The organism is Modestobacter sp. KNN46-3, assembly GCF_011039295.1.
Window position 1 is genome coordinate 1 of sequence record NZ_JAAKGN010000052.1, and the last position, 21,533, is coordinate 21,533.

Below are 21,533 nucleotides of genomic sequence, written 5' to 3' on the forward strand. Positions count from 1 at the left end.
CAGGGCCCGCCGCGGGTAGCCGAGCTTGCCCCAGGCCCGGATCACCTCGGCCGGGCTGGCTGCCGCCAGGTCCGCGGCAGCGGGCCAGCGGGTCAGCCACTCGCGCCAGACCGGCTCCACCCGGCGCCGCACGCCACCAGCCCGCCCCCGCCGGAGAGGCCGTCGGCGACGTCCTCGTGGACTGGTACGCCGGCGCCGCCCGGGACCTGCCGTGGCGCGCCCCCGGCACCGACCCGTGGGCGGTGCTGGTCAGCGAGGTCATGCTCCAGCAGACGCCGGTGCGCCGGGTGGAGCCGGTCTGGCGCGAGTGGCTGACCCGCTGGCCCGCTGCCGCGGACCTGGCGGCAGCCAGCCCGGCCGAGGTGATCCGGGCCTGGGGCAAGCTCGGCTACCCGCGGCGGGCCCTGCGCCTGCGGGAGGCCGCCGTCGCCATCACCGAACGCCACGGTGGCGCGGTGCCCGCCGACGTCGCCGAGCTCGAGGCGCTGCCGGGCATCGGCACGTACACCGCCCGGGCGGTCGCCTGCTTCGGCCACGGCAGCCGCCAGCCGGTGGTCGACACCAACGTCCGACGGGTCGTCGCACGGCTGGTGCACGGACGCGCCGAGGCGGCGCCCGCCCGGGCGACGGACCTGAGCGACATCGCCGAGCTGGCGCCGGCCGACGACGCCCGCGCGGTGCGGTTCTCCGTGGCCGTCATGGAGCTCGGTGCGCTCGTCTGCGTCGCCGGCACCCCCCGCTGCGGCGCCTGCCCCGTCTCCGACCGGTGCGCGTGGCGGCTGGCCGGTTCGCCCGCGTACGACGGCCCCCCGCGGCGGGTGCAGGCCTTCGCCGGCACCGACCGCCAGGTGCGCGGTCGGCTGCTCGACGTGCTGCGGGCCGCACCGGAGCCGGTCGAGGCCGACGCCCTGACGCCGGCGTGGGACGACGCCGTCCAGCGCTCGCGCTGCCTGGACTCGCTGCTGGTGGACGGGCTGGTCGAGCAGACCCCGGACGGCCGCTTCTCCCTTCCCGGCTGAGGCCTCCCCCGGTGAGCTGACCGTCAGTGCGGTCGCCCGGACCGGGCAGACGACGAGGGGCCGCCCTCCGCGGATGCGGAGGACGGCCCCTGTCAGGACCCCGTCAGCGGACGGGGTCGTCGATCACTCGGCCTGCGCGGCCGCCGGACCCTCGTCCTCGCCCTCGGCGGCCGTGAGCGCCACCGGCGGGGTGTCGGGCATGTCGATCGGCTTGGCCTCACCGCGGAAGGTGAAGCGCGAGGCCGTCGGGTCGGCGTCCTCCTCGACGTCCACCACGATGATCTGCCCTGAGGCGATCTCGCCGTAGAGGATCTTCTCCGACAGCGTGTCCTCGATCTCGCGCTGGATGGTGCGGCGCAACGGCCGCGCACCCAGCACCGGGTCGAAGCCGCGGGCCGCGAGCAGCTTCTTCGCCGCCGGCGTGACCTCCAGCGACATGTCCTTGTTCGACAGCTGCGTCTCCAGCCGGGCGAGCATGAGGTCCACGATGTGGACGATCTCGTCCTCGGTGAGCTGGTGGAACACGACGATGTCGTCGATGCGGTTGAGGAACTCCGGCCGGAAGTGCTGCTTGAGCTCCTCGTTGACCTTGAGCTTCATCCGCTCGTAGTTGCTGGTGCTGTCGTTCCCGGCCTGGAAGCCGAGGCCGACGGCCTTGGAGATGTCCCGCGTCCCGAGGTTCGTGGTCAGGATCAGGATCGTGTTCTTGAAGTCCACGATCCGGCCCTGGCCGTCGGTCAGCCGGCCGTCCTCCAGCACCTGCAGCAGCGTGTTGAAGACATCGGCGTGCGCCTTCTCGATCTCGTCGAAGAGGACCACCGAGAACGGCTTGCGCCGCACCTTCTCGGTCAGCTGGCCACCCTCGTCGTAACCGACGTAGCCGGGAGGGGCACCGACGAGCCGCGACACGGTGAACTTGTCGTGGAACTCCCCCATGTCGATCTGGATGAGGGCGTCGTCCTCGCCGAAGAGGAACTGCGCGAGCGCCTTGGCCAGCTCGGTCTTACCGACACCCGAGGGGCCGGCGAAGATGAACGAGCCACCGGGACGACGGGGGTCCTTGAGGCCGGCCCGCGTGCGCCGGATCGCCTGGCTGACGCTCTTGATGGCCTCTTCCTGGCCGATGATCCGCTTGTGGAGCTCGTCCTCCATGCGGAGCAGGCGGGTGGTCTCCTCCTCGGTCAGCTTGAAGACCGGGATGCCCGTCCAGTTGGCGAGGACCTCGGCGATCTGCTCGTCGTCGACCTCGGCGACGACGTCCATGTCACCGGCCTTCCACTGCTTCTCGCGCTCGGCCTTCTCGCCCAGCAGCTGCTTCTCCTTGTCGCGGAGAGAGGCGGCCTTCTCGAAGTCCTGCCCGTCGATGGCCGACTCCTTCTCGCGGCGGATGGCCGCGATCCGGTCGTCGAACTCGCGCAGGTCCGGCGGGGCGGTCATCCGCTTGATCCGCATCCGGGCGCCGGCCTCGTCGATCAGGTCGATCGCCTTGTCCGGGAGGAAGCGGTCGGAGATGTACCGGTCGGCCAGCGTCGCGGCGGCGACCAGCGCGCCGTCGGTGATGCTGATCCGGTGGTGCGCCTCGTAGCGGTCCCGCAGGCCCTTGAGGATCTCGATGGTGTGGGCGAGGGTCGGCTCGCTGACCTGGATGGGCTGGAAGCGGCGCTCGAGAGCGGCGTCCTTCTCCAGGTGCTTGCGGTACTCGTCCAGCGTGGTGGCACCGATGGTCTGCAGCTCACCACGGGCCAGCATCGGCTTGAGGATGCTGGCTGCGTCGATCGCGCCCTCGGCAGCGCCCGCCCCGACGAGGGTGTGGATCTCGTCGATGAACAGGATGATGTCGCCGCGGGTGCGGATCTCCTTGAGGACCTTCTTCAGCCGCTCCTCGAAGTCACCGCGGTAGCGGGAACCGGCGACCAGCGCGCCCAGGTCGAGGGTGTAGAGCTGCTTGTCCTTCAGCGTCTCGGGCACCTCGCCCTTGACGATGGCCTGCGCCAGGCCCTCGACGGCCGCCGTCTTGCCGACGCCGGGCTCGCCGATCAGGACCGGGTTGTTCTTGGTGCGGCGGGACAGCACCTGCATGACCCGCTCGATCTCCTTGGCCCGGCCGATGACCGGGTCGAGCTTGCCGTCGCGGGCGGCCTGGGTCAGGTTGCGGCCGAACTGGTCGAGGACCAGCGAGGTCGACGGGGTGCCCTCGGCGGGCCCGCCGGCGGCGGCCGGCTCCTTGCCCTGGTAGCCGCTCAGCAGCTGGATGACCTGCTGGCGCACGCGGTTGAGGTCGGCGCCGAGCTTCACCAGGACCTGGGCGGCGACGCCCTCGCCCTCGCGGATCAGGCCGAGCAGGATGTGCTCGGTACCGATGTAGTTGTGGCCGAGCTGCAGCGCCTCGCGCAGCGACAGCTCCAGGACCTTCTTGGCGCGCGGGGTGAAGGGGATGTGGCCGGACGGGGCCTGCTGGCCCTGCCCGATGATCTCCTCGACCTGCTGACGGACGCCCTCCAGCGAGATGCCGAGGGACTCCAGCGCCTTGGCGGCGACACCCTCACCCTCGTGGATCAGACCCAGGAGGATGTGCTCGGTGCCGATGTAGTTGTGGTTGAGCATCCGGGCCTCTTCTTGGGCCAGGACGACCACCCGACGGGCTCGGTCGGTGAACCGTTCGAACATCTGCTGTATCTCCCTCTGACCGGCTGGACCTGCTGTGCTCGTGTCCCCGGCAGGGGACGGTGGACACCCGACGTACGTCGGCGCGCTGGGGCACCGGTCGTTCCACTGTAGTTCGCACCACCCGATCGGCGTCGAGACCAGGCCGTCGGACCTCTCGGGGGCTCGATGGAGACAACTGTCGTCCCAGGAGTGGTGTTCCGCCGCGGTTACGCCATGAGCGGACGCACGACGGCCCGGCACCTCGATGAGGTGCCGGGCCGAAGGTGACTCGCTGGAACGGCCCCCTCGCAGGGTCCCACCACGAGCCTGCGAGTGGTGGGGGGCGAGGGGGTCCTTCGATCAGTGGGCGGCTTCGAAGGCCTCGACGACGCTGGCCGGGATGCGGCCGCGGTCGCTGACCTGGTGGCCGTTGCTGCGGGCCCAGTCGCGGATCGCGCCGGCCTGCTCACGGTCCATCCGGCCGCCGCCACCGGTGGCGCGCGACCGGCCTGCGCCCGAGGCCCGGGTGCCACGGCTGCTCACCTTGCGGGCGGCCGCGACGTACTTGCCGAACACGTCGCGCATCTCCGCGGCGTTCTTGTCCGACAGGTCGATCTCGTACGTCGTCCCGTCGAGGGCGAACGTGACCGTCTCGTCAGCAGAGATGCTGTCGTCGAGGTCGTCGCTCAGGATCACCTGGACCTTACGTGCCATTGTCTGTTCTCTCCTGTTGCTGCGGGGTCGTGGACTGTCGTCACTGCTCCCCCGTGATCGACGACCCCATTGCACCACGAACAGTGGCATTCATGCCAATTCCGGGGCATTCTTCTGGTAAATGCCCCCGGACAGGTGAGTCATTGATGGAGTGGGCGCACCAAAGGGAACAGGATCGTCTCCCTGATCCCCAATCCGGTGAGCGTCATCATCAGCCGGTCCATGCCGAAACCGAGACCGCCGGTGGGCGGCATCCCGTACTCCAGCGCCTCGAGGAAGTCCTCGTCCAGCGCCATCGCCTCCGGGTCCCCGGCGGCGGCCAACAGTGCCTGGGCGGTGAACCGCTCCCGCTGGACGACCGGGTCCACCAGCTCCGAGTAGGCGGTGCCCTGTTCGATCCCGCCGATGTAGAGGTCCCACTTCTCCGCCTTGCCCGGCTCGGACCGGTGGGCGCGGGTGAGCGGTGAGGTGTCCAGCGGGTAGTCGATGACGAACGTCGGCGACTGCAGCCGGTCCTGGACGAGCGCCTCGAAGACCTCCTCGACCACCTTCCCGGGCAGCCAGGCAGGGTCGACGCCGATGTCGTGCCGTTCGGCGATCGCGCGCAACTGCTGCACCGGCGTCTCCGGGGTGATCTCCTCACCGACCGCATCGGAGACCGCGGTGTAGAGCGACAGTTGCGGCCACTCACCCGAGAGGTCGAGTTCGGTGCCGTCGTGGTGCCGGGCGACGTGGTCGCCGAAGAGCGCCGTGCTGCACTCCTGCACCAGTTCCTGGGTCATCCGGGCCATTTCCTGGTAATCCCAGTACGCGGCGTAGGCCTCGAGCATCGCGAACTCCGGGGAGTGCGAGGAGTCAGCGCCCTCGTTCCGGAAGTTGCGGTTGATCTCGAAGACCCGGTCCAGCCCGCCGACGATGCAGCGCTTGAGGAACAACTCGGGGGCGATGCGCAGGTAGAGGTCCAGGTCGAAGGCGTTCATGTGCGTGCGGAACGGCCGGGCGGCGGCGCCGCCGTGCACGGTCTGCAGCATCGGCGTCTCGACCTCGAGGAACCGACGGGTCGTCAGACCGGAGCGCAACGTGCTCATCACGGTGGACCGCTGGTGCACCGTGCGACGCGCCTCGTCGCGGACGATCAGGTCCACGTAGCGGCGGCGGACGCGCAGCTCCTCGCTCATCGGCTTGTGCGCCACCGGCAGCGGGCGCAGCGCCTTGGCGGCCAGCTGCCAGGAGTCGGCGAAGACCGACAGCTCCCCGCGCCGCGACGTCCCGACCTCGCCGGTGACCAGCACGTGGTCACCGAGGTCGACGTCGGCCTTCCACGCGGCGAGGGGCTCCTCACCGACCCGGTCACGGGAGAGCATGACCTGCAGCTCGGTGTCGCCCTCGCGCAGCGTCGCGAAGCACAGCTTGCCGGTGTTGCGGGAGAAGATGACACGCCCGGTGACGCCGACCTGCTCGCCGGTCATCGTGTCCGGCTCCAGGTCCGGGTGCGCAGCGCGCACCTCGGCGAGGGTGGTGGTGCGGGCGACGGTGACCGGATAGGGGTCCACGCCGGCCTCACGCAGCCGGTCGAGCTTGGCCCGCCGGACCCGCAGCTGCTCGGGCAGTTCGTCCTCGGGCGAGCCGGGGGGTTCCTCACTCACGGGCACAGAGCCTACGGGCGGCCGGACGACGTCCCGCCACCGCTGGCCCCGCTGGACGACTGGTGCCGTTCGAAGGCCAGCCGCAGGCCGTGCACGGTGAGATCGGGCTCACGCTCCCCGATGGAGCGGCAGCTGTCGACGAGCAGCCGGTGCAGTCCCCCGGTCGCCACCACCACCGGGGCGGCACCGAACTGTGCGACCAGTTCGGCGGCGATCCGGGCGACCAGTCCGTCGACCAGCCCGGCGAAGCCGAGGACCATCCCGGACTGCAGGGCGGCGACGGTGTTCTTCCCGATCGCCTGGGTCGGGACGGTGAGCTCCACCGAGCGCAGCTGTGCGGCGCGGGAGGCCAGCGCGTCCAGGCTCACCTCGACGCCGGGGGCCAGCGCACCGCCGAGGAACTGCCCGTCCGGGCCCACGGCGTCGACGGTGGTGGAGGTGCCGAAGTCGACGACCACGACCGGCCGGCCGGTGCCGTCGGGACGGCGGCCGTACAGCTCGTGGGCGGCGAGTGCGGTGACCACCCGATCAGCCCCCACCTCGCGCGGGTTGTCCACGTGCAGCGGCACCCCGGTGCGCACGCCCGGCCCGATCAGGGTGACCGGGACGGCGAGCCGGTCGAGCAGCTGCCGCAGTGCCGGCAGCTGCGCGGGCACGGTGGAGCAGACCGCGACCCCGGTGACGACGGTGTCGCGCAGCAGCCCGCGCCACAGCATGTGCAGTTCGTCGGCGGTCGCCCGCGGCTGCGTCGTCACCCGCCAGCAGTCGAGCCGCCGGGCGCCGTCGAAGGTGGCCAGCACCGTCTGGCTGTTGCCGACGTCGACGGTGAGCAGCACGTCAGCCGGCCCGCAGGTCGAGGGCGAGGTCGAGGATCGGCGAGGAGTGGGTCAGCGCGCCGACGGAGAGGTAGTCGATGCCCGTGTCGGCCACCTCCCGCGCGACGTCGAGGGTGAGCCCGCCGGTGGCCTCCAGGTCGACGTCCAGGTCGCCCACCAGCGCCACCGCCTGCCGCAGCTGGTCGGGGGTCATGTTGTCCAGCAGCAGGAAGTCGGCGCCGGCGTCCAACGCCTCGCCCACCTGTTCCAGCGTGTCGCACTCGACCTGCACGGTGATCCGGGGCGCACGCTCCCGGACCAGCGTGACGGCGGCGGCCACCGACCCGGCCGCGGCGACGTGGTTGTCCTTCACCATCGCCACGTCGTAGAGGCCCATCCGCTTGTTCGACCCGCCGCCGCAGCGCACCGCGTACTTCTCCAGCGGCCGAAGCCCCGGGGTGGTCTTGCGGGTGTCCAGCACGACCGCGCCGGTGCCGGCGACGGCGTCGACCCAGGCGCGGGTGGCGGTGGCGATGCCGCTGGCCCGGCTGGCGATGTTCAGCGCGCTGCGCTCGGCGGCCAGCAGCGCCCGCACCGGGCCGCGCACGGTGAGCAGCACGTCGCCGCGGCGCACCCGGTCACCGTCGGCCGCACCGGCGGTGAGCGTCGCCCCGGGCGCCAGCCGGGTGAACACGCGGGCCGCCAGCGGCAACCCGGCCACCACGCCGTCGGCCCGGGCGACGAGGTCCGCCGTCCCGAACTGGGTGCCGGGGACGGTCGCGGCGCTGGTCACGTCGTAGCCGACGGCGACGTCGGGGGCGCTGGGCAGCGGGGCACCGCCGGTCAGGTCCTCGGTCAGGGTGCGCTCGACGAGCTCGGCGACCCAGGCGGCGCTCAGACCGGTGGCGATCAGGTCGGTGGGGTCGGCGGGCAGGGCGCGGGCAGCCGGGGTGGTCACCGCGCCATGCTCGCTCACCACGTCATCGCCTCGCTCCGCTCGGGTGGCTCGTTCCGCTCCTCGCTCGCTGGCGCTCGCTGCGATGCTCGCTCACCACGTCATCGCCTCGCTCCGCTCGGGTGGCTCGTTCCGCTCCTCGCTCGCTGGCGCTCGCTGCGATGCTCGCTCACCAGTCGACCGCCACGGGCGTGCCCACCGGGCGGCGGGTCAGCCGGACCCGCCCGTCGTCGTCCAGCCGCACGTCCACGTGCACCTGCCAGTCCTCGACCGCCTCGGGGTGGTCCTCCCGCCAGTGGCAGCCGCGGGTCTCCTCGCGCGCGGCGGCCGCGGCGGTGATCGCGGTGGCGACGGTGAGCAGGTCGGTGGTCTCCCAGCCGGGCACCCCGGGGACGGCGGTGGTCCACTCCCCCAGCGCCGCCAGCTGCCCGGCGGCCTCGGCCAGCCCCGGGCCGCTGCGCAGCGCGCCGACCCGCGCCGACATCGCCGTGGTCAGCGGCCCGCGGGCGGCGACGTCGACCAGCCCGGCCGGCCGCGGGTCCACCGGTCCCGCAGCAGCGGGCACCGGCAGCTCGCGGGCCAGCGCCTCGCCGATCCGCGCGGCGAAGACCAGCCCCTCCAGCAGGGAGTTCGACGCCAGCCGGTTGGCCCCGTGGACCCCGGTGCAGGCGACCTCGCCGCAGGCGTAGAGGCCGGGCACGGTGGTCCGCCCGGACAGGTCGGTGGCCAGCCCACCGGAGGCGTAGTGCGCGGCCGGGGTGACCGGCACCAGGTCGATCACCGGGTCGATGCCGGCCTCCCGGCAGCGGGCCACGATGGTCGGGAAGCGCTCGGCGAGCCCGGGGAGGCCGCGGGCGTCGAGCCAGACGTGGTCGACGCCGTCCCGCAGCTGCACCCGGGTGATCGCCTTGGCCACCACGTCGCGGGGGGCCAGCTCGGCGAGCGGGTGCACGCCGGGCATGAACCGCTCCCCGGCGCCGTCGCGCAGCACTGCGCCCTCACCCCGCAGCGCCTCGGAGACCAGCGGCTGCTGTCCCCGGGCGTCCGGGCCCAGGTAGAGGGCGGTGGGGTGGAACTGGACGAACTCCAGGTCGGTCGCGACCGCCCCGGCCCGCAGGCCCAGGGCCACGCCGTCGCCGGTGGAGACGCCCGGGTTGGTGGTGGCGGCGTACACCTGGCCCATCCCGCCGGTGGCGAGCACCACGGCCCGGGCCCGCACCGCGCCCACGCCGTCCGCGCTGCCCTCGCCGAGCACGTGCAGGGTGACGCCGGCGGCGCGACCGTCGGCGTCCCGCAGCAGGTCCAGCACCATCGCGTGCTCGACGAGCGTCACCCCGGGGTCGGCGGCCACCGCGTCGCGCAGCGCCCGCTGGACCTCCGCCCCGGTGGCGTCGCCGCCGGCGTGCACGATCCGGTCGGTGGAGTGGCCGCCCTCCCGGGTCAGCAGCAGCCGGCCGGTCGGGCCCCGGTCGAACGCGGCTCCCCAACTGATCAGCTGGTGCAGCCGCTCGGGCCCCTCGGTGACCAACGCCTGGACGGCGTCCGGGTCGCAGAGCCCCACCCCGGCCACCTCGGTGTCCCGGGCGTGCGCGGCCGGGGTGTCGGCCGGGTCGAGGACGGCGGCGATCCCGCCCTGCGCCCAGCGGGTCGAGCCGTCGTCCACCTCCACCTTGGTGACGACGGCGACCGACAGCCCCGCTGCGCGGGCGTGCAGCGCCACGCAGAGCCCAGCGACTCCGGACCCGACCACGCAGACGTCGGCGGTCAGCTCCCACCCCGGGGCGGGGGCACGCAGCCGCCGCGGCAGCCCCGGGCCGACGTCCGCAGAAATGGCCATTTCTGCGGCTCGGGTCACCGGACCGGGACGCCGAGCGGGCTGCGCCGCTGGTCCGTCGCCCCCGGGACCGGGGCCGAGGGGTCGGCGCCCAGCTCGACGACGCGGTTGTCGGCGTCGACGTGCACGACCGCGGGCAGGTAGGACTTGGCCTCGGACTCGTCCATCAGGCCGTAGCTGATCAGGATCACCAGGTCGCCGGGGTGCACCAGGTGCGCCGCGGCACCGTTGATGCCCAGCACGCCGGTGCCGCGCTCGCCGGGGATGACGTAGGTCTCCAGCCGGGCGCCGTTGGTGACGTCCACGATCGCCACCTGCTCACCGGCCAGCAGGTCGGCGGCGTCCATCAGGTCCTCGTCGACGGTGACCGACCCGACGTAGTGCAGGTCGGCCTGGGTCACCGTGGCCCGGTGGATCTTGCTCTTCAGCATGGTGCGCATCATCAGCGGTTCCCCAGTTCCACAGCGGTGTTGTCGATGAGTCGGGTGCTGCCGGCGCGAGCGGCGACCAGCAACCGGGCGGGGCCGGCGGCGGGTGCCGGTCCGAGGTCTGGATCGGTCAGCTCCAGGTAGTCCTGGAGCAGGTCGGGCGCCTCGGCGAGGACCGCGCGGGCCGCGGCCAGGACCGCGTCGGCGCCCTGCGGTCCCGCCTGGACGCCCGCACGCAGTGCTGCGGACAACGCCGCAGCGGCCCGGCGCTGTTCCGGGGACAGGTAGCGGTTGCGGGAGGACAGCGCCATGCCGTCGTCCTCGCGGACCGTCGGGACGCCGACCACCTGCACGCCCAGCGCCAGTTCACGGGCCATCGCCCGGATCAACGTCAGCTGCTGGTAGTCCTTCTCGCCGAAGACGGCGACGTCCGGGCGGACCAGGCCGAAGAGCTTCGCGACCACGGTCAGCACGCCGGCGAAGTGCCCGGGGCGGACGGCGCCCTCCAGCACCTCCCCCAGCGGCCCGGCCTGCACGGTGACCCCCAGCGCGCCGGGTGGGTACACCTCGTCGACCGGCGGGTGGAACACCAGGTCGGCGCCCTCCTCGGCGAGCGCGGCCAGGTCGGCGTCCCAGGTGCGGGGGTAGCGGTCGAAGTCCTCGCCGGGGCCGAACTGGGTCGGGTTGACGAACACCGAGACGACGACGCTGCCGCCGAGCTCACGGGCGGCGCGGACCAGCGTGCGGTGCCCCTCGTGCAGGGCGCCCATCGTGGGCACCAGCACGACCGGCCCGGGCAGCTCGGCGCGCAGCCGGCGCAGCTCGGCGGTGGTCTCGGCGACCACCGGCGACCGGAGGGCCGTGCTCATCGCGCCGCCTCCTGGGCCGAGTCGAGCAGCTCCAGCAGTGGCGCGCCCTCGTGCCGCCGGAGCCGGCCGGCGGCCAGCGCGCGTTCGGTGGTGCGCCGCGCCAGCGCCACGTAGGCGTCGACCGCCGCCGGCGCGCGCTCGGCCAGCGTGTCCAGGTGCGCGGCCACCGTGCCGACGTCGCCGCGGCTGACCGGGCCGGTGAGCCCGCGGTCGCCGCGGCGCAGCCCGTTGTCCAGCGCGGCGGTCAGCAGCGGCGTGAGCACCCGGGCCGGCTCGTGGACACCGGCGGCCCGGAGCAGGTCGGCGGCCTCGGCGACCAGCGTGACCAGGTGGTTCGCGCCGGTGACCAGCGCCGCGTGGTAGAGCCCGCGGTCGGCCTCGTCGATCCAGAAGGGCTCGCCGCCCATCTCCAGCACCAGGGTCTCGGCGACCGGGCGGTGCTCGGGGCGGCTGGTCACCCCGAACGGCGCGGCCGCCAGCCGGGCGGCGTCCTCGGGGGCGCCGGAGAAGGTCATCGCCGGGTGCAGCGCCAGGGTCAGGACCCCACGGCGCTCGGCCGGGAGCAGCGCGGCCAGGCCGTGCGCGCCGGAGGTGTGGAAGAGCAGCTGGCCGCGCCGCCAGGCGCCGGTCTCGGCGAGGCCGGCGACCAGGCCGGCGAGGGTGTCGTCGGGCACGGCGAGGACGACGAGGTCACTGGCGGCGACGACCTCGTCGGCGGGCAGCAGCGGGACGCCGGGCAGCAGGCGGGCCGCGCGTTCGGCGGAGGCGGCGGACACCCCGGAGGCGGCGACCACCTCGTGGCCGGCGGCGGAGAGCGCGGCGCCGAGCACGGCGCCGACCCGGCCGGCGCCGACGATCCCGACCCGGAGGCGGGCGGGCGCCTCGGTCGCGGCGGGCAGACCCGCAGGCAGGACAGCAGGGCGCGCGGGGTTCCCGCGGGGACGGACGGACATCCCGGTGCACCTCTCGTTCCAGTCCCTCGCGGGTACCGGACTCAGGTCGCGTCGTCCCACGTCGTCGTGGGCCGTGTGGGTGGCGCGTGGAGCGGTGGATCGCGGCGGGCCGTCTGCTGCAACCACCCCGGAGGACGTGTCACGCAGGTGTACCGCCAGCAACGAGTCTGTCATCCACAGCCTCCCGGGCAACGCCGGTGAGGTGTGTCCTGACTCACCCGGGCGACCTCCGGGGCCGGATCTGCCCGTGATTGGGTGGGTCGGCCGGCAGCGGAGCCGGCACTGGTGAGCAGGAGGAGCACGGTGAGCAGCTTCGAAGGACGCACTGCCCTGGTGACGGGCGCGAGCCGGGGCATCGGCCTGGCGATCGCACAGAGCCTGGTGGAGCGAGGCGCCCGGGTGGTGGTCACCGCGCGGAAGCCCGACGCACTCGCCGAGGCGGTGGAGGTGCTCGGCGGCCCGGAGAAGGCGGTCGCCGTGGCGGGGAACGTCGGCGACCCGGAGCACCGCGCCGAGGCCGTCCGCACCGCGATCGACACGTTCGGCAGCCTGGACGTGCTGGTCGGCAACGTCGGCATCAACCCGGTGTTCGGCCCGCTGATGGACGCCCCGCTGGACGCCTTCCGCAAGATCCTGGACACCAACGTCGTCGCCAGCCTCGGCCTGGTCCAGGAGGCCTGGAAGGCGTGGATGTCCGAGCACGGCGGCTCGGTGCTGATCGTGGCGTCGGTCGCCGGGCTGAAGTCCAGCGAGGGGATCGCCGCCTACGGCGTCAGCAAGGCCGCGCTGATCAACCTGACCACGCAGCTGGCCGTGGAGATGGGCCCGAAGGTGCGGGTCAACGCCGTCGCCCCGGCCGTGGTGAAGACCCGGTTCGCCGAGGCGTTGTTCACCGGCCGCGAGGAGGAGCTGGGTGGCCAGTACCCGGTCGGCCGGCTCGGCGTGCCCGAGGACATCGGTGAGGCGGCCGCCTACCTGCTCAGCGACCAGGCCGGCTGGGTCACCGGTCAGACGCTGGTGCTCGACGGCGGCGCGCTGTCCCGCGGCCCGATCTAGCGGCCGAGCACCCGGGCGAGGACGTCGTCGCCGGCGTCCTCGCCCTCGTCGCGGTAGCGGCGCCGCCGGGACCGGCCGCCACTGGGTGCGGAGACCCCGCTCCCGGCCAGGATCTGCTCCAGCCGGGCGTGCCCCTGCGCCGGGGGCGCCGCCCGGGGCGCGGGGTCCGCGGTCGGGGCGGCCGACCAGCTCCTGGGCAGCGCGTCGTCCGTCGGGGCCGGCTCGGCCGGCGGCTCCCACGACGCCCACGGCGGGAGGTCCGCGGCCGGCGTGCCCGGTACGGGGGTCACGGCCGCGGCTGCCGCGCCCGACCAGCCGGCGCTCGTGGCCAGGTGCTCCTCCGGGGCGGCGTGGCTGCGCCGGCGGCCGGTCGAGGGGGCGACAGCCTCCTCGTCGGGCTCTGCGGTCCGGCGGTGACGACGCCGCGGCGGCTCCACCGGCTCCGCCATCGCGGCGACGACGTCGGACACGCGGAGCGCCGGCTCGGGCAGCGGCGGCCGGGAGGGCATCGGCACCACCGGCAGTTCAGCGGGAGCCCGGCCGGCTGCGCCGAGCAGCGCCTCGTCCTCCAGCCACGCCAGCGGCGACCTCGGGCTCGGCTCGACCCACGGCTCAGGCACCGCCTCGTCGAGCACCGCGTCCTCGAGCACCGCGTCCTCGAGCACCGCGTCCTCGAGCACCGCCCTCTCCAGCACGGCCTCCTCGACCAGCCACTCCAGCGGCGAGGGCGGCCGGTCCCGGGAGGGCTGCTCCCCGGCCGGCGCGGAGGGAGCGGCCTCGGCGACCGGCGGGCGTGCCGTGCTGGACTCCGACGCGGGCTCGTCGCGGGGTTCGGCGGCGGCCGTCGGGAGGGCCCGGCCGGCCTCGCTGCGGGGGTCCCGCCCGGCCGGGGACGACATCCACCCGGAGGACTCCCACACCGGCGGCGCGCCCGCCACCGTGCGGCCGACGTCGGCGGGCTGCGCCGCACCCCGGACGGACTGCGCCCGCATCACCATGCGCTCGATCAGCAGCTCGCCGGACAGCTGCTCGGTCAGCTCGCTGCGCATCCGGCCGAGGTCGCTGCGCAGCTCGCCCAGCCCGGCCAGCTCGGCGCGCAGCTCGCTCAGCGCGGTCAGCTCACCGCGCAGCTCGGTCAGGGCGGTGAGCTCGGTGCGCAGTCGACCGAGCTGGTCACGCATGGCCTGCTCGGCCTCGCGCCGGAGTCGGTTCTCCAGCTCGGCCTCGTGCTCGTGCCGGGCGGCGACCTCCCGCGCCAGCTCCACGTCGTAGGCGTGCCGGAGCTCGGCCTCCCGGGCGGCTGTGGCCACCTGGTCGGCGCGCCGACTGCCGGCGAGGAAGGCGGCGATCACGAAGGCCCAGCAGACGGCGAGCAGCGCCACGCGCAGGTGCAGTGGGTCCTCGGTCAGGAAGACCACGGCCGTGGCCGGCACGGCCAGCACGAGCGCGGCCCCCAGCCAGACCCGCTGCGCTGTGAGCCCGGCCGACGGTGCCACCGGAACCGTGACCCTCCGGGGTGGCGCGGGCGGGAGGGGATGCGCGGCGGGGACTCCGTCGTCGCGGCGACCTCCCATGTCCGCAGCGTACGGGCGGCCGCCGCCGGCACCGGTCAACTCCGCTGTGTACGCGCCAAGTGTCTCTCCGCACAGCCCCGGGTCGGGGCCACTGACCCGAGACGCGCACGTCGCGCCGAGGGAATGATCGTGCACGACGCGATGTGTTTCGATGGTGCCCGCGCTGTGGCCCCCGTGGGGGCAGCACCGGTCGAACGTGCCGCAACCGCCAGTCGATCGAGGAGAGCCGGTGGCCACACCCACCTCCGTGACGCCAGCGGACACCGAGAGCAGCGCACCGCCCACCCACGACCGTCGACTCCGGCCCAGTGCACACCAGCCGCAGGGAGGACCCCGATGATCCGTTTCGACGCGGTGTCCAAGGCGTACCCCGACGGGACCGTCGCGGTCGACGAACTCAGCCTGACCGCACCCTCAGGCCAGATCACCGTGCTGGTCGGACCGTCCGGCTGCGGCAAGACCACCAGCCTGCGGATGGTCAACCGGATGGTCGAGCCCACCTCCGGCACGATCACCATCGACGACCGCGACGTCACCTCCGTGTCCGCCACCGACCTGCGCCGGGGCATCGGGTACGTCATCCAGCACGCCGGGCTCTTCCCCCACCGCACCGTCGTGGACAACGTGGCGACCGTTCCGCTGCTCACCGGGACCGGCCGTCGGCAGGCGCGCAGCCGGGCGATCGAGCTGATGGAGCTGGTCGGACTGCCGGCCGCCTTCGCCGACCGCTATCCGGCCCAGCTCTCCGGTGGTCAGCAGCAGCGGGTGGGCGTGGCCCGGGCGTTGGCCGCCGACCCGCCGGTCATGCTGATGGACGAGCCGTTCAGCGCCGTCGACCCGGTGGTCCGCGACCAGCTGCAGCAGGAGTTCCTGAGGCTGCAGGGCGAGCTGGGCAAGACGATCCTGTTCGTCACCCACGACATCGACGAGGCGATCACGCTCGGCGACCGGGTCGCCGTCCTGGCCGTGGGCGGGAAACTGGCCCAGGTGGCCGCCCCCGCCGACCTGCTGGCCACTCCCGCGGATCCCTTCGTGGCCGAGTTCGTGGGTCGTGACCGCGGTTACCGAGCGCTGGGCTTCGTCTCCGCCGAGGTGGCCGTGGCGACCGAGCCCACCGTGGCCCTCGGCGCACCGGTGGCCCGGGCGCACGACGTCGCCGTCGACGACTGGGTGCTCGTGGTGGACGACGGACAGCTCCCCCAGGGCTGGCTGCACCTCCGGGCCCATCCCGACGGCGGGCCCGGGCCCGCGCCGGGCGATCCCGTCACCCCGGACCTGCTGAACCTGGGCGGCACCCTCTCCCCGCTCGGCGGCACCCTGCGCGAAGCACTGGACGCCGCGCTCTCCTCGCCCAGCGGTCGCGGTGTGGTGGTGGACGAGGACGGGCGGCTCATCGGCTCGGTCCGGGCCGGCACCGTGCTGGAACACCTGCACGCCGCCACCGCGGACCCCTCCGCCCAGGTCAGGCCATGAGCTCGGCCGCCGGCTCGGCGCCCTGGGACCTGTTCGGCTACTTCGCCGGCCACCGGGCCGAGGTGCTCGACCTGCTGTGGGCACACACTTGGCTGTCGGTCCTCCCCGTCGTCATCGGCCTGCTGGTGGCCCTCCCGATCGGCTGGCTGGCCCGCCGGTACCGGTGGGCCTACCCACCGGTCGTCTCGGTGTCCGGCCTCCTCTACACGATCCCGTCGCTGGCGTTGTTCGTCGTCATGCCGACCCTGCTGGGCACGCAGATCCTCGACCCGCTCAACGTGGTCGCCGCATTGACGCTCTACACCGTCGCGCTGCTGGTGCGGGTGGTCGCCGACGGCCTGGCCGCCGTCCCCGAGGACGCCGTGCAGGCGGCCACCGCGATGGGTTTCACCCGGCTGCAGCGGCTGCGGACCGTGGAGCTCCCGCTGGCCGTCCCGGTCATCGCCGCGGGCCTGCGGGTGGCCATGGTGGCCAACGTCAGCCTGGTCGCCATCGCGGCGACCATCGGGATCCCCCAGCTCGGCCAGCTGTTCATCACCGGGTTCCAGCTGTCGGTGACCGGCCCCTACTACCCGCCGATCGTGCTGGGCATTGTCCTGTCCGTGGCGCTGGCGCTGCTGCTCGACCGGTCGATCGTCCTCGGCGCCCGCCTCATCACCCCGTGGCAGCGGGTGTCGGCGGCCCGATGAACGACGTGCTCCTGTGGCTCAACGACCCGCAGAACTGGACCGGTACCCGGGTCACGCCCGGCATCGTCGAGCAGGCCTCTGCGCACCTGGCGTACACCGCGATCGCCCTGTCGATCGCCGGGGTGATCGCCTTCCCGCTGGGGCTCGTCCTCGGCCACACCGGCCGGGCGTCGTGGCTGGTCTCGGTGGCCAACGGGCTGCGGGCGCTGCCGACGGTCGGCCTGCTGATCCTCCTGTACGTGATGGTGTCGCCGTTGATCAGCGGCCGCGGGGACGCCGTCTACCTGGTGCCCACGGAGATCGCCCTGGTCCTGCTGGCCCTGCCGGCGATCCTGGCCAACACCTACGCCGGGGTGCGCAACGTGTCACCGGACGCCCGCGATGCGGCCCGCGGCATGGGCATGACCGGCCGGCAGGTGCTGTTCCGCGTGGAGCTGCCCAACGCGCTGCCGTTGGTGTTCTCCGGCCTGCGGAGCGCCGCACTGCAGGTCATCGCCACCGCGACGATCGCGGCCTACGTCGGGCTCGGCGGCCTGGGCCGCTACGTGTACGACGGGCTGGCCAGCCGGGACTTCGGCCAGATGGCCGGCGGCGCCGTCCTCGTCGCCGCGCTGGCCCTGCTGGTCGACCTGGCGCTCTCGCTGCTGCAGCGCGCGACCGTCTCACGCGGCGTCTCCGGCCGGTTCTCCCGCCGCTCGACCCGGGACAGCCGCAGCGCGGCGGTGACCGTGGTGCGGCCCGAGCCACCGCGCGGCGGGCCCGACGGTGGGCCGCGCCCCGGGCAGGCGACCACACCGGCGGCTGCCCTGACCCCCTCCGGCGACCACCCCTCGGGGTGACCCGGTCCCGTTCCACGGGTGGCACCCGCCACCCGGCACCCAGCGACCCGGCGCTCCGCGCCGCGGCTGACCTCAGGAGAGACCACATGAACCGCAGGATCGCCACGGCGCTGACCGGCGGGACCGTCCTGCTCACGGCACTGACCGCGTGCGGAGAGTCGGGCAGCAGCAGCGCGGGAGGGGGCGAGAGCATCCCCGCCGGGGGCGGCGACACCATCGCCGCCGAGCTGGTCCTCGGCGGGCCGCCGGAGTTCCAGACCCGGCCCGACGGCGTCCCCGGCCTGGAGGAGGTCTACGGCGTCACCTTCGGTGAGTTCCGCAGCCTGGACGCCGGCGGCCCCCTCACCATCAACGCGCTGGCCAACGGCCAGATCGACGCAGCCGACGTCTTCACCACCGACCCGAACATCGCGGCCAACGACTGGGTGGTCCTGGAGGACCCGGAGAACCTGTTCGCCGCGCAGAACGTGGTCCCGCTGATCAGCACCGAGGAGGCCACCGACGGCGTCGCGGCCGTGCTGAACGCGGTGTCCGCCGAGCTCACCACCGAGGACCTCATCTCGCTCAACGAGCAGGTGATCATCGACCGGCAGGACCCGGCCGCGGTCGCCGGGCAGTGGCTGGCCGAGCAGGGTCTGGACGCGACGGGCACGCAGGCCGCCGGGGCGGACCTCACCATCGGGTCGGCCAACTTCCCGGAGAACATCACCCTGGCCAACATCTACGCGCAGGCACTGCAGGCCCAGGGCGCGACGGTCCAGACCCAGCTCAACATCGGCAGCCGGGAGGTCTACATGCCCGGCCTGCAGGACGAGTCGATCGACCTGATCCCGGAGTACACCGGCGTGCTGCTGGAGTACTTCGACGAGGAGGCGACCGCGGTGAGCTCCGAGGACGTCTACGCCGCGCTCCCCGAGGCCCTGCCCGAGAACCTGACCGTGCTCGAGCAGTCGGAGGCGGAGGACAAGGACGCCATCGTCGTGACCCGGGAGACCGCGGAGGAGTACGGCCTCACCTCGATCGCCGACCTGGCCGAGCAGCCCTGACCCACGGCGGTCCGGCCGGGCGGGTCCTCCCTGCCCGGCCGGACCGCCTCAGGCCCGGGCGGTGGGTGCCGCGTCGTCGTCCTCGCCGGGCGGAATCTTGCAGACGTGCTCCAGCCACAGCGCCGCAGCGGTGAGCCCGGCGGCGAACACGACGCCGAGGACCCCGGTGACGGTGTCGGCGGTGGCCGCGGACAGCCGGCCCAGCTGCGGCACCGTGTGCAGCAGCAGCCCCGCCCAGCAGCCGGTGAGCACCGCGCCGACGTAGGCGCTGGCCTGGGCGAGCACCGCCACCCGGGCCACCAGCATCGGCTCGACCGGCCGGGTGGCACCCGGGGTCCGGCCCGGCGACGGACGGCGGTCGCGCTGCGCGGACAGCCGGGCCGACAGCGCCCGGGCGCCGAGCAGCTCGGCGACGGCCAGCACGCCGAGCGGCACCGGCAGCCACCACTGCAGCTCCGGCAGCGAGCCGTAGCCGGCCCGGACCAGCAGCCAGCTGGCCAGCGCCAGCCCGGCCGCGAGGGCCAGCAGGTCCCGGCGACGGACCGAGGTCATGCCAGCTGCTCCCAGCGGACGACCGCGGCCACCTCGTCGGCCGGGAGCGCCGCCACCAGGTCGGCGACCCGGCCGTGCCCGGGCAGGACCGCCGTGGGGTCCAGCGCCAGCCAGGGGACGAGCACGAAGGCCCGCTCCGCGGCCCGCGGGTGCGGCAGGGTCAGCAACGGGTCGGCGGAGACCACCGGCGTCCCGTCGTCGGCGGTGACCGTGACGACGTCGACGTCCAGCGTCCGGGCGCCCCAGCGGACCTCCCGCGTGCGCCCGGCGGCCTGCTCGAGCTCCTGCGCCAGGGCGAGCCAGCCGGCGGCGTCCCGCTCACCCCGGACGACGGCGACCGCGTTGAGGTACGGCGGCTGCTCGACCGGCCCCCACGGCGGCGTCTCGTAGAGCGTCGACCGGGCCACCAGGCCGTGCTCCTTGAGCACCACCAGCGCGCGTCGCAGCGTGCCGGCCCGGTCGCCGAGGTTCCCGCCGAGGGAGAGGACCGCCCTAGACACCGGCACCGCCGTTCGAATCCGTTCCTCGGCCCACCTCAGGGGCCCGCGGCGAGCCTGCGAGGCGTGGGGGGAGGTGGGTCCTTCCGCATGGACGGGTGCGGCGGATCGCCACGGTCACGTCGTCGGCCGGCACGCCCAGGTCGACCTCGGGCTTGTGCACGGTGATCTCCACCGCGTCGACCACCGGGTAGGCAAGGCACAGGTCGGCCAGCCGCTGGGCCAGCGTCTCCAGCAGGTCGACCGGCTCGCCGACGAGCACGGCGTGCAGCTGCTGGGCCAGCTCGCCGTAGTGGACGGTCTTGGTCAGGTCGTCGTCCGCCGCGGCCGGGGCGGTGTCCAGCTCGAGGACCGCGTCGACCCGGAAGGTCTGGCCGTGCTCGCGCTCGGGGGGGTACACGCCGTGGAAGCCGTGCCCGGTGAGGCCGTGCACGGTGATCCGGTCAGCCACGTGCTCCTCCTGCGCCGGCGGCCGCGCGCACGGCGGCCAGGGTGGCGATCGCGTCCAGCGACTGCACCGGGTCGTGCACCCGCACACCCCAGGCGCCGGCCTGCGCGGCCAGCACCGAGATCGCCAGGGTCGCCGCCTCCCGGCCCTCGACCGGCCGCAGCTCCCCGCCGGGCCCGGCCAGCAGCCGGCCCAGGAAGGTCTTGCGCGAGGCGCCGACCAGCACCGGGAGCCCGAGGGCGACCAGCCGGTCCAGCCCGGCCAGCAGCGCCCAGTTGTGCTCGGCGTTCTTGGCGAACCCCAGCCCCGGGTCGAGCACCAGCTGGGCAGGGTCGACACCGGCGGCCACGACGTCCTCGACCCGGGCGGTGAGCTCCGCGCCGACCTCGGTGACCACGTCGCCGTAGCGCGCGGCCGCGTACATCTCCCGGCTGTGCCCGCGCCAGTGCATCAGCACCCAGGGCACCCCGGTCTCGGCCACCAGCCGGGCCATGCCCTCGTCGGCCAGGCCCCCGCTGACGTCGTTGACCAGCACCGCCCCGGCCTCCAGGGCGGCGGCGGCGACCTCCGCGCGAGTGGTGTCCACGCTGACCCGCACGCCCGCGTCGGCCAGCTCCCGGACCACCGGCACCACCCGCCGGCACTCCTCGGCCGCGTCCACCCGGTCCGCGCCCGGCCGCGTCGACTCACCGCCGACGTCGACGTAGTCCGCCCCGGCGGCGTGCATCTCCAGCCCGTGGGTGATGGCGGCGCCCGCGTCGGCGTAGCAGCCGCCGTCGGAGAAGGAGTCCGGCGTGACGTTGAGGACGCCCATCACCAGGCACCGCCCCGGCCGCGGCAGGGAGCTGCTCACCTGCCCAGGATGAGGCTCATCGCCTCGCTGCGGGTGGCCGGGCTCTCCCGGAAGATGCCGCGCACCGCCGAGGTGATCGTGGTGGCGCCGGGCTTGCGGACGCCCCGCATCGCCATGCACAGGTGCTCGGCCTCCACCACGACGATGACGCCCTGGGGCTTGAGAACCTCGAACAGCGAGTCGGCGACCTGCCGGGTCATCCGCTCCTGCACCTGCGGCCGCCGGGCGTAGACCTCCACCAGGCGGGCCAGCTTGGACAGCCCGGTGACCCGCCCGTCGGCGCCGGGGATGTACCCGATGTGCGCCCGACCGTGGAAGGGCACCAGGTGGTGCTCGCAGGTCGAGTACATCGGGATGTCCTTGACCAGGACCAGCTCGTCGTGGTCCTCGTCGAACGTCGTCGCCAGGACGTCGTAGGGGTCCTGGCTCAGGCCGGCGAAGGTCTCCCCGTACGCCCGGGCGACCCGCGCCGGGGTGTCGACCAGGCCGGGCCGATCCGGGTCCTCCCCGATCGCCAGCAGGATCTCCCGGACGGCGGCCTCGATCCGGGCTGCGTCGACCCGCCCCTCGGCCAGGTCGGCCACCGGGTCGCCGGTCCGCGGGTCCTGACCGAGGCCGTCGACCGGC

The 21,533-nt window shown here is 74.1% G+C and carries 21 protein-coding genes; 6 read left to right on the forward strand and 15 right to left on the reverse strand.

Features of this window, described 5'->3' with window-relative positions:
• The first annotated feature begins 176 nt into the window (after positions 1-176).
• Positions 177-1,019, forward strand: a complete 843-nt coding sequence (locus G5C62_RS12825) for an A/G-specific adenine glycosylase (protein ID WP_206330618.1) — start codon at positions 177-179, stop codon at positions 1,017-1,019.
• 123 nt (positions 1,020-1,142) lie between these two features.
• Here G5C62_RS12825 and G5C62_RS12830 read toward each other — a convergent pair whose 3' ends face one another.
• The 9 genes from G5C62_RS12830 to G5C62_RS12870 form a co-directional block, all read right to left on the reverse strand.
• Positions 1,143-3,686, reverse strand: a complete 2,544-nt coding sequence (locus G5C62_RS12830; RefSeq protein WP_164701292.1) for an ATP-dependent Clp protease ATP-binding subunit — start codon at positions 3,684-3,686, stop codon at positions 1,143-1,145.
• A 339-nt stretch (positions 3,687-4,025) separates the two neighbouring features.
• Positions 4,026-4,379 carry an Lsr2 family protein gene (locus G5C62_RS12835; protein WP_036334599.1) on the reverse strand — a complete coding sequence of 118 codons (354 nt, stop codon included), beginning with the start codon at positions 4,377-4,379 and terminating at the stop codon, positions 4,026-4,028.
• 140 nt (positions 4,380-4,519) lie between these two features.
• Positions 4,520-6,025 (reverse strand): lysine--tRNA ligase, encoded by a 1,506-nt coding sequence (lysS, locus tag G5C62_RS12840; protein WP_164701293.1) that lies wholly within the window; start codon positions 6,023-6,025, stop codon positions 4,520-4,522.
• An 11-nt stretch (positions 6,026-6,036) separates the two neighbouring features.
• Positions 6,037-6,861, reverse strand: a complete 825-nt coding sequence (locus tag G5C62_RS12845) for a type III pantothenate kinase (protein ID WP_164701294.1) — start codon at positions 6,859-6,861, stop codon at positions 6,037-6,039.
• Between the two features lies 1 nt (position 6,862).
• Positions 6,863-7,798, reverse strand: coding sequence for a carboxylating nicotinate-nucleotide diphosphorylase (gene nadC / locus G5C62_RS12850; RefSeq protein WP_164701295.1), 936 nt, complete (start codon positions 7,796-7,798; stop codon positions 6,863-6,865).
• A 166-nt stretch (positions 7,799-7,964) separates the two neighbouring features.
• Positions 7,965-9,632, reverse strand: coding sequence for an L-aspartate oxidase (locus tag G5C62_RS12855; RefSeq protein ID WP_164701296.1), 1,668 nt, complete (start codon positions 9,630-9,632; stop codon positions 7,965-7,967).
• A gap of 14 nt (positions 9,633-9,646) precedes the next feature.
• Positions 9,647-10,060: an aspartate 1-decarboxylase gene (gene panD, locus G5C62_RS12860; RefSeq protein ID WP_277424779.1), complete on the reverse strand. Its 414-nt coding sequence runs from the start codon at positions 10,058-10,060 to the stop codon at positions 9,647-9,649.
• Positions 10,061-10,071: 11 nt separating this feature from the next.
• Positions 10,072-10,926 (reverse strand): pantoate--beta-alanine ligase, encoded by an 855-nt coding sequence (gene panC / locus G5C62_RS12865; protein ID WP_164701298.1) that lies wholly within the window; start codon positions 10,924-10,926, stop codon positions 10,072-10,074.
• Positions 10,923-11,879 carry a Rossmann-like and DUF2520 domain-containing protein gene (locus G5C62_RS12870; RefSeq protein WP_164701299.1) on the reverse strand — a complete coding sequence of 319 codons (957 nt, stop codon included), beginning with the start codon at positions 11,877-11,879 and terminating at the stop codon, positions 10,923-10,925. Before G5C62_RS12870 ends, panC begins: the two co-directional genes overlap by 4 nt.
• Positions 11,880-12,182: 303 nt before the next feature.
• On the opposite strand from G5C62_RS12870, the gene G5C62_RS12875 reads away from it, so the two are divergent.
• The gene (locus G5C62_RS12875) at positions 12,183-12,935 is read left to right on the forward strand and encodes an SDR family oxidoreductase (RefSeq protein ID WP_164701300.1); all 753 of its coding nucleotides are present in this window, start codon (positions 12,183-12,185) and stop codon (positions 12,933-12,935) included.
• On the opposite strand, the gene G5C62_RS12880 is transcribed toward G5C62_RS12875, so the two are convergent.
• Entirely contained in the window at positions 12,932-14,431 is a 1,500-nt protein-coding gene (locus G5C62_RS12880; RefSeq protein WP_164701301.1) for a DUF6779 domain-containing protein, read from the reverse strand. The genes G5C62_RS12875 and G5C62_RS12880 overlap by 4 nt on opposite strands.
• Positions 14,432-14,845: 414 nt before the next feature.
• Between G5C62_RS12880 and G5C62_RS12885 the strand changes: the two genes are divergently transcribed.
• The 4 genes from G5C62_RS12885 (at position 14,846) to G5C62_RS27540 (ending at position 18,556) form a co-directional block, all read left to right on the forward strand.
• The gene (locus tag G5C62_RS12885) at positions 14,846-15,982 is read left to right on the forward strand and encodes an ABC transporter ATP-binding protein (protein WP_164701302.1); all 1,137 of its coding nucleotides are present in this window, start codon (positions 14,846-14,848) and stop codon (positions 15,980-15,982) included.
• Positions 15,979-16,671, forward strand: a complete 693-nt coding sequence (locus G5C62_RS12890) for an ABC transporter permease (protein ID WP_164701303.1) — start codon at positions 15,979-15,981, stop codon at positions 16,669-16,671. Before G5C62_RS12885 ends, G5C62_RS12890 begins: the two co-directional genes overlap by 4 nt.
• The gene (locus tag G5C62_RS12895) at positions 16,668-17,510 is read left to right on the forward strand and encodes an ABC transporter permease (protein WP_164701304.1); all 843 of its coding nucleotides are present in this window, start codon (positions 16,668-16,670) and stop codon (positions 17,508-17,510) included. The genes G5C62_RS12890 and G5C62_RS12895 overlap by 4 nt, the downstream gene beginning before the upstream one ends.
• 86 nt (positions 17,511-17,596) lie before the next feature.
• Complete coding sequence (locus tag G5C62_RS27540; protein ID WP_206330619.1) at positions 17,597-18,556, forward strand: glycine betaine ABC transporter substrate-binding protein; 960 nt, start codon at positions 17,597-17,599, stop codon at positions 18,554-18,556.
• A gap of 48 nt (positions 18,557-18,604) precedes the next feature.
• On the opposite strand, the gene G5C62_RS12905 is transcribed toward G5C62_RS27540, so the two are convergent.
• Genes G5C62_RS12905 through folE form a run of 5 tightly spaced genes read right to left on the reverse strand, consistent with a single transcriptional unit; the run spans position 18,605 to position 21,490 of the window.
• Positions 18,605-19,108, reverse strand: a complete 504-nt coding sequence (locus tag G5C62_RS12905; RefSeq protein WP_164701305.1) for a DUF3180 domain-containing protein — start codon at positions 19,106-19,108, stop codon at positions 18,605-18,607.
• The gene (gene folK / locus G5C62_RS12910; protein WP_164701306.1) at positions 19,105-19,608 is read right to left on the reverse strand and encodes a 2-amino-4-hydroxy-6-hydroxymethyldihydropteridine diphosphokinase; all 504 of its coding nucleotides are present in this window, start codon (positions 19,606-19,608) and stop codon (positions 19,105-19,107) included. The genes G5C62_RS12905 and folK overlap by 4 nt, the downstream gene beginning before the upstream one ends.
• The gene (folB, locus tag G5C62_RS12915) at positions 19,601-20,056 is read right to left on the reverse strand and encodes a dihydroneopterin aldolase (RefSeq protein WP_241175878.1); all 456 of its coding nucleotides are present in this window, start codon (positions 20,054-20,056) and stop codon (positions 19,601-19,603) included. Before folB ends, folK begins: the two co-directional genes overlap by 8 nt.
• Positions 20,049-20,906, reverse strand: a complete 858-nt coding sequence (gene folP / locus G5C62_RS12920) for a dihydropteroate synthase (RefSeq protein WP_241175879.1) — start codon at positions 20,904-20,906, stop codon at positions 20,049-20,051. Before folP ends, folB begins: the two co-directional genes overlap by 8 nt.
• The gene (folE, locus tag G5C62_RS12925) at positions 20,903-21,490 is read right to left on the reverse strand and encodes a GTP cyclohydrolase I FolE (protein ID WP_164701307.1); all 588 of its coding nucleotides are present in this window, start codon (positions 21,488-21,490) and stop codon (positions 20,903-20,905) included. The genes folP and folE overlap by 4 nt, the downstream gene beginning before the upstream one ends.
• Positions 21,491-21,533 lie beyond the last annotated feature (43 nt).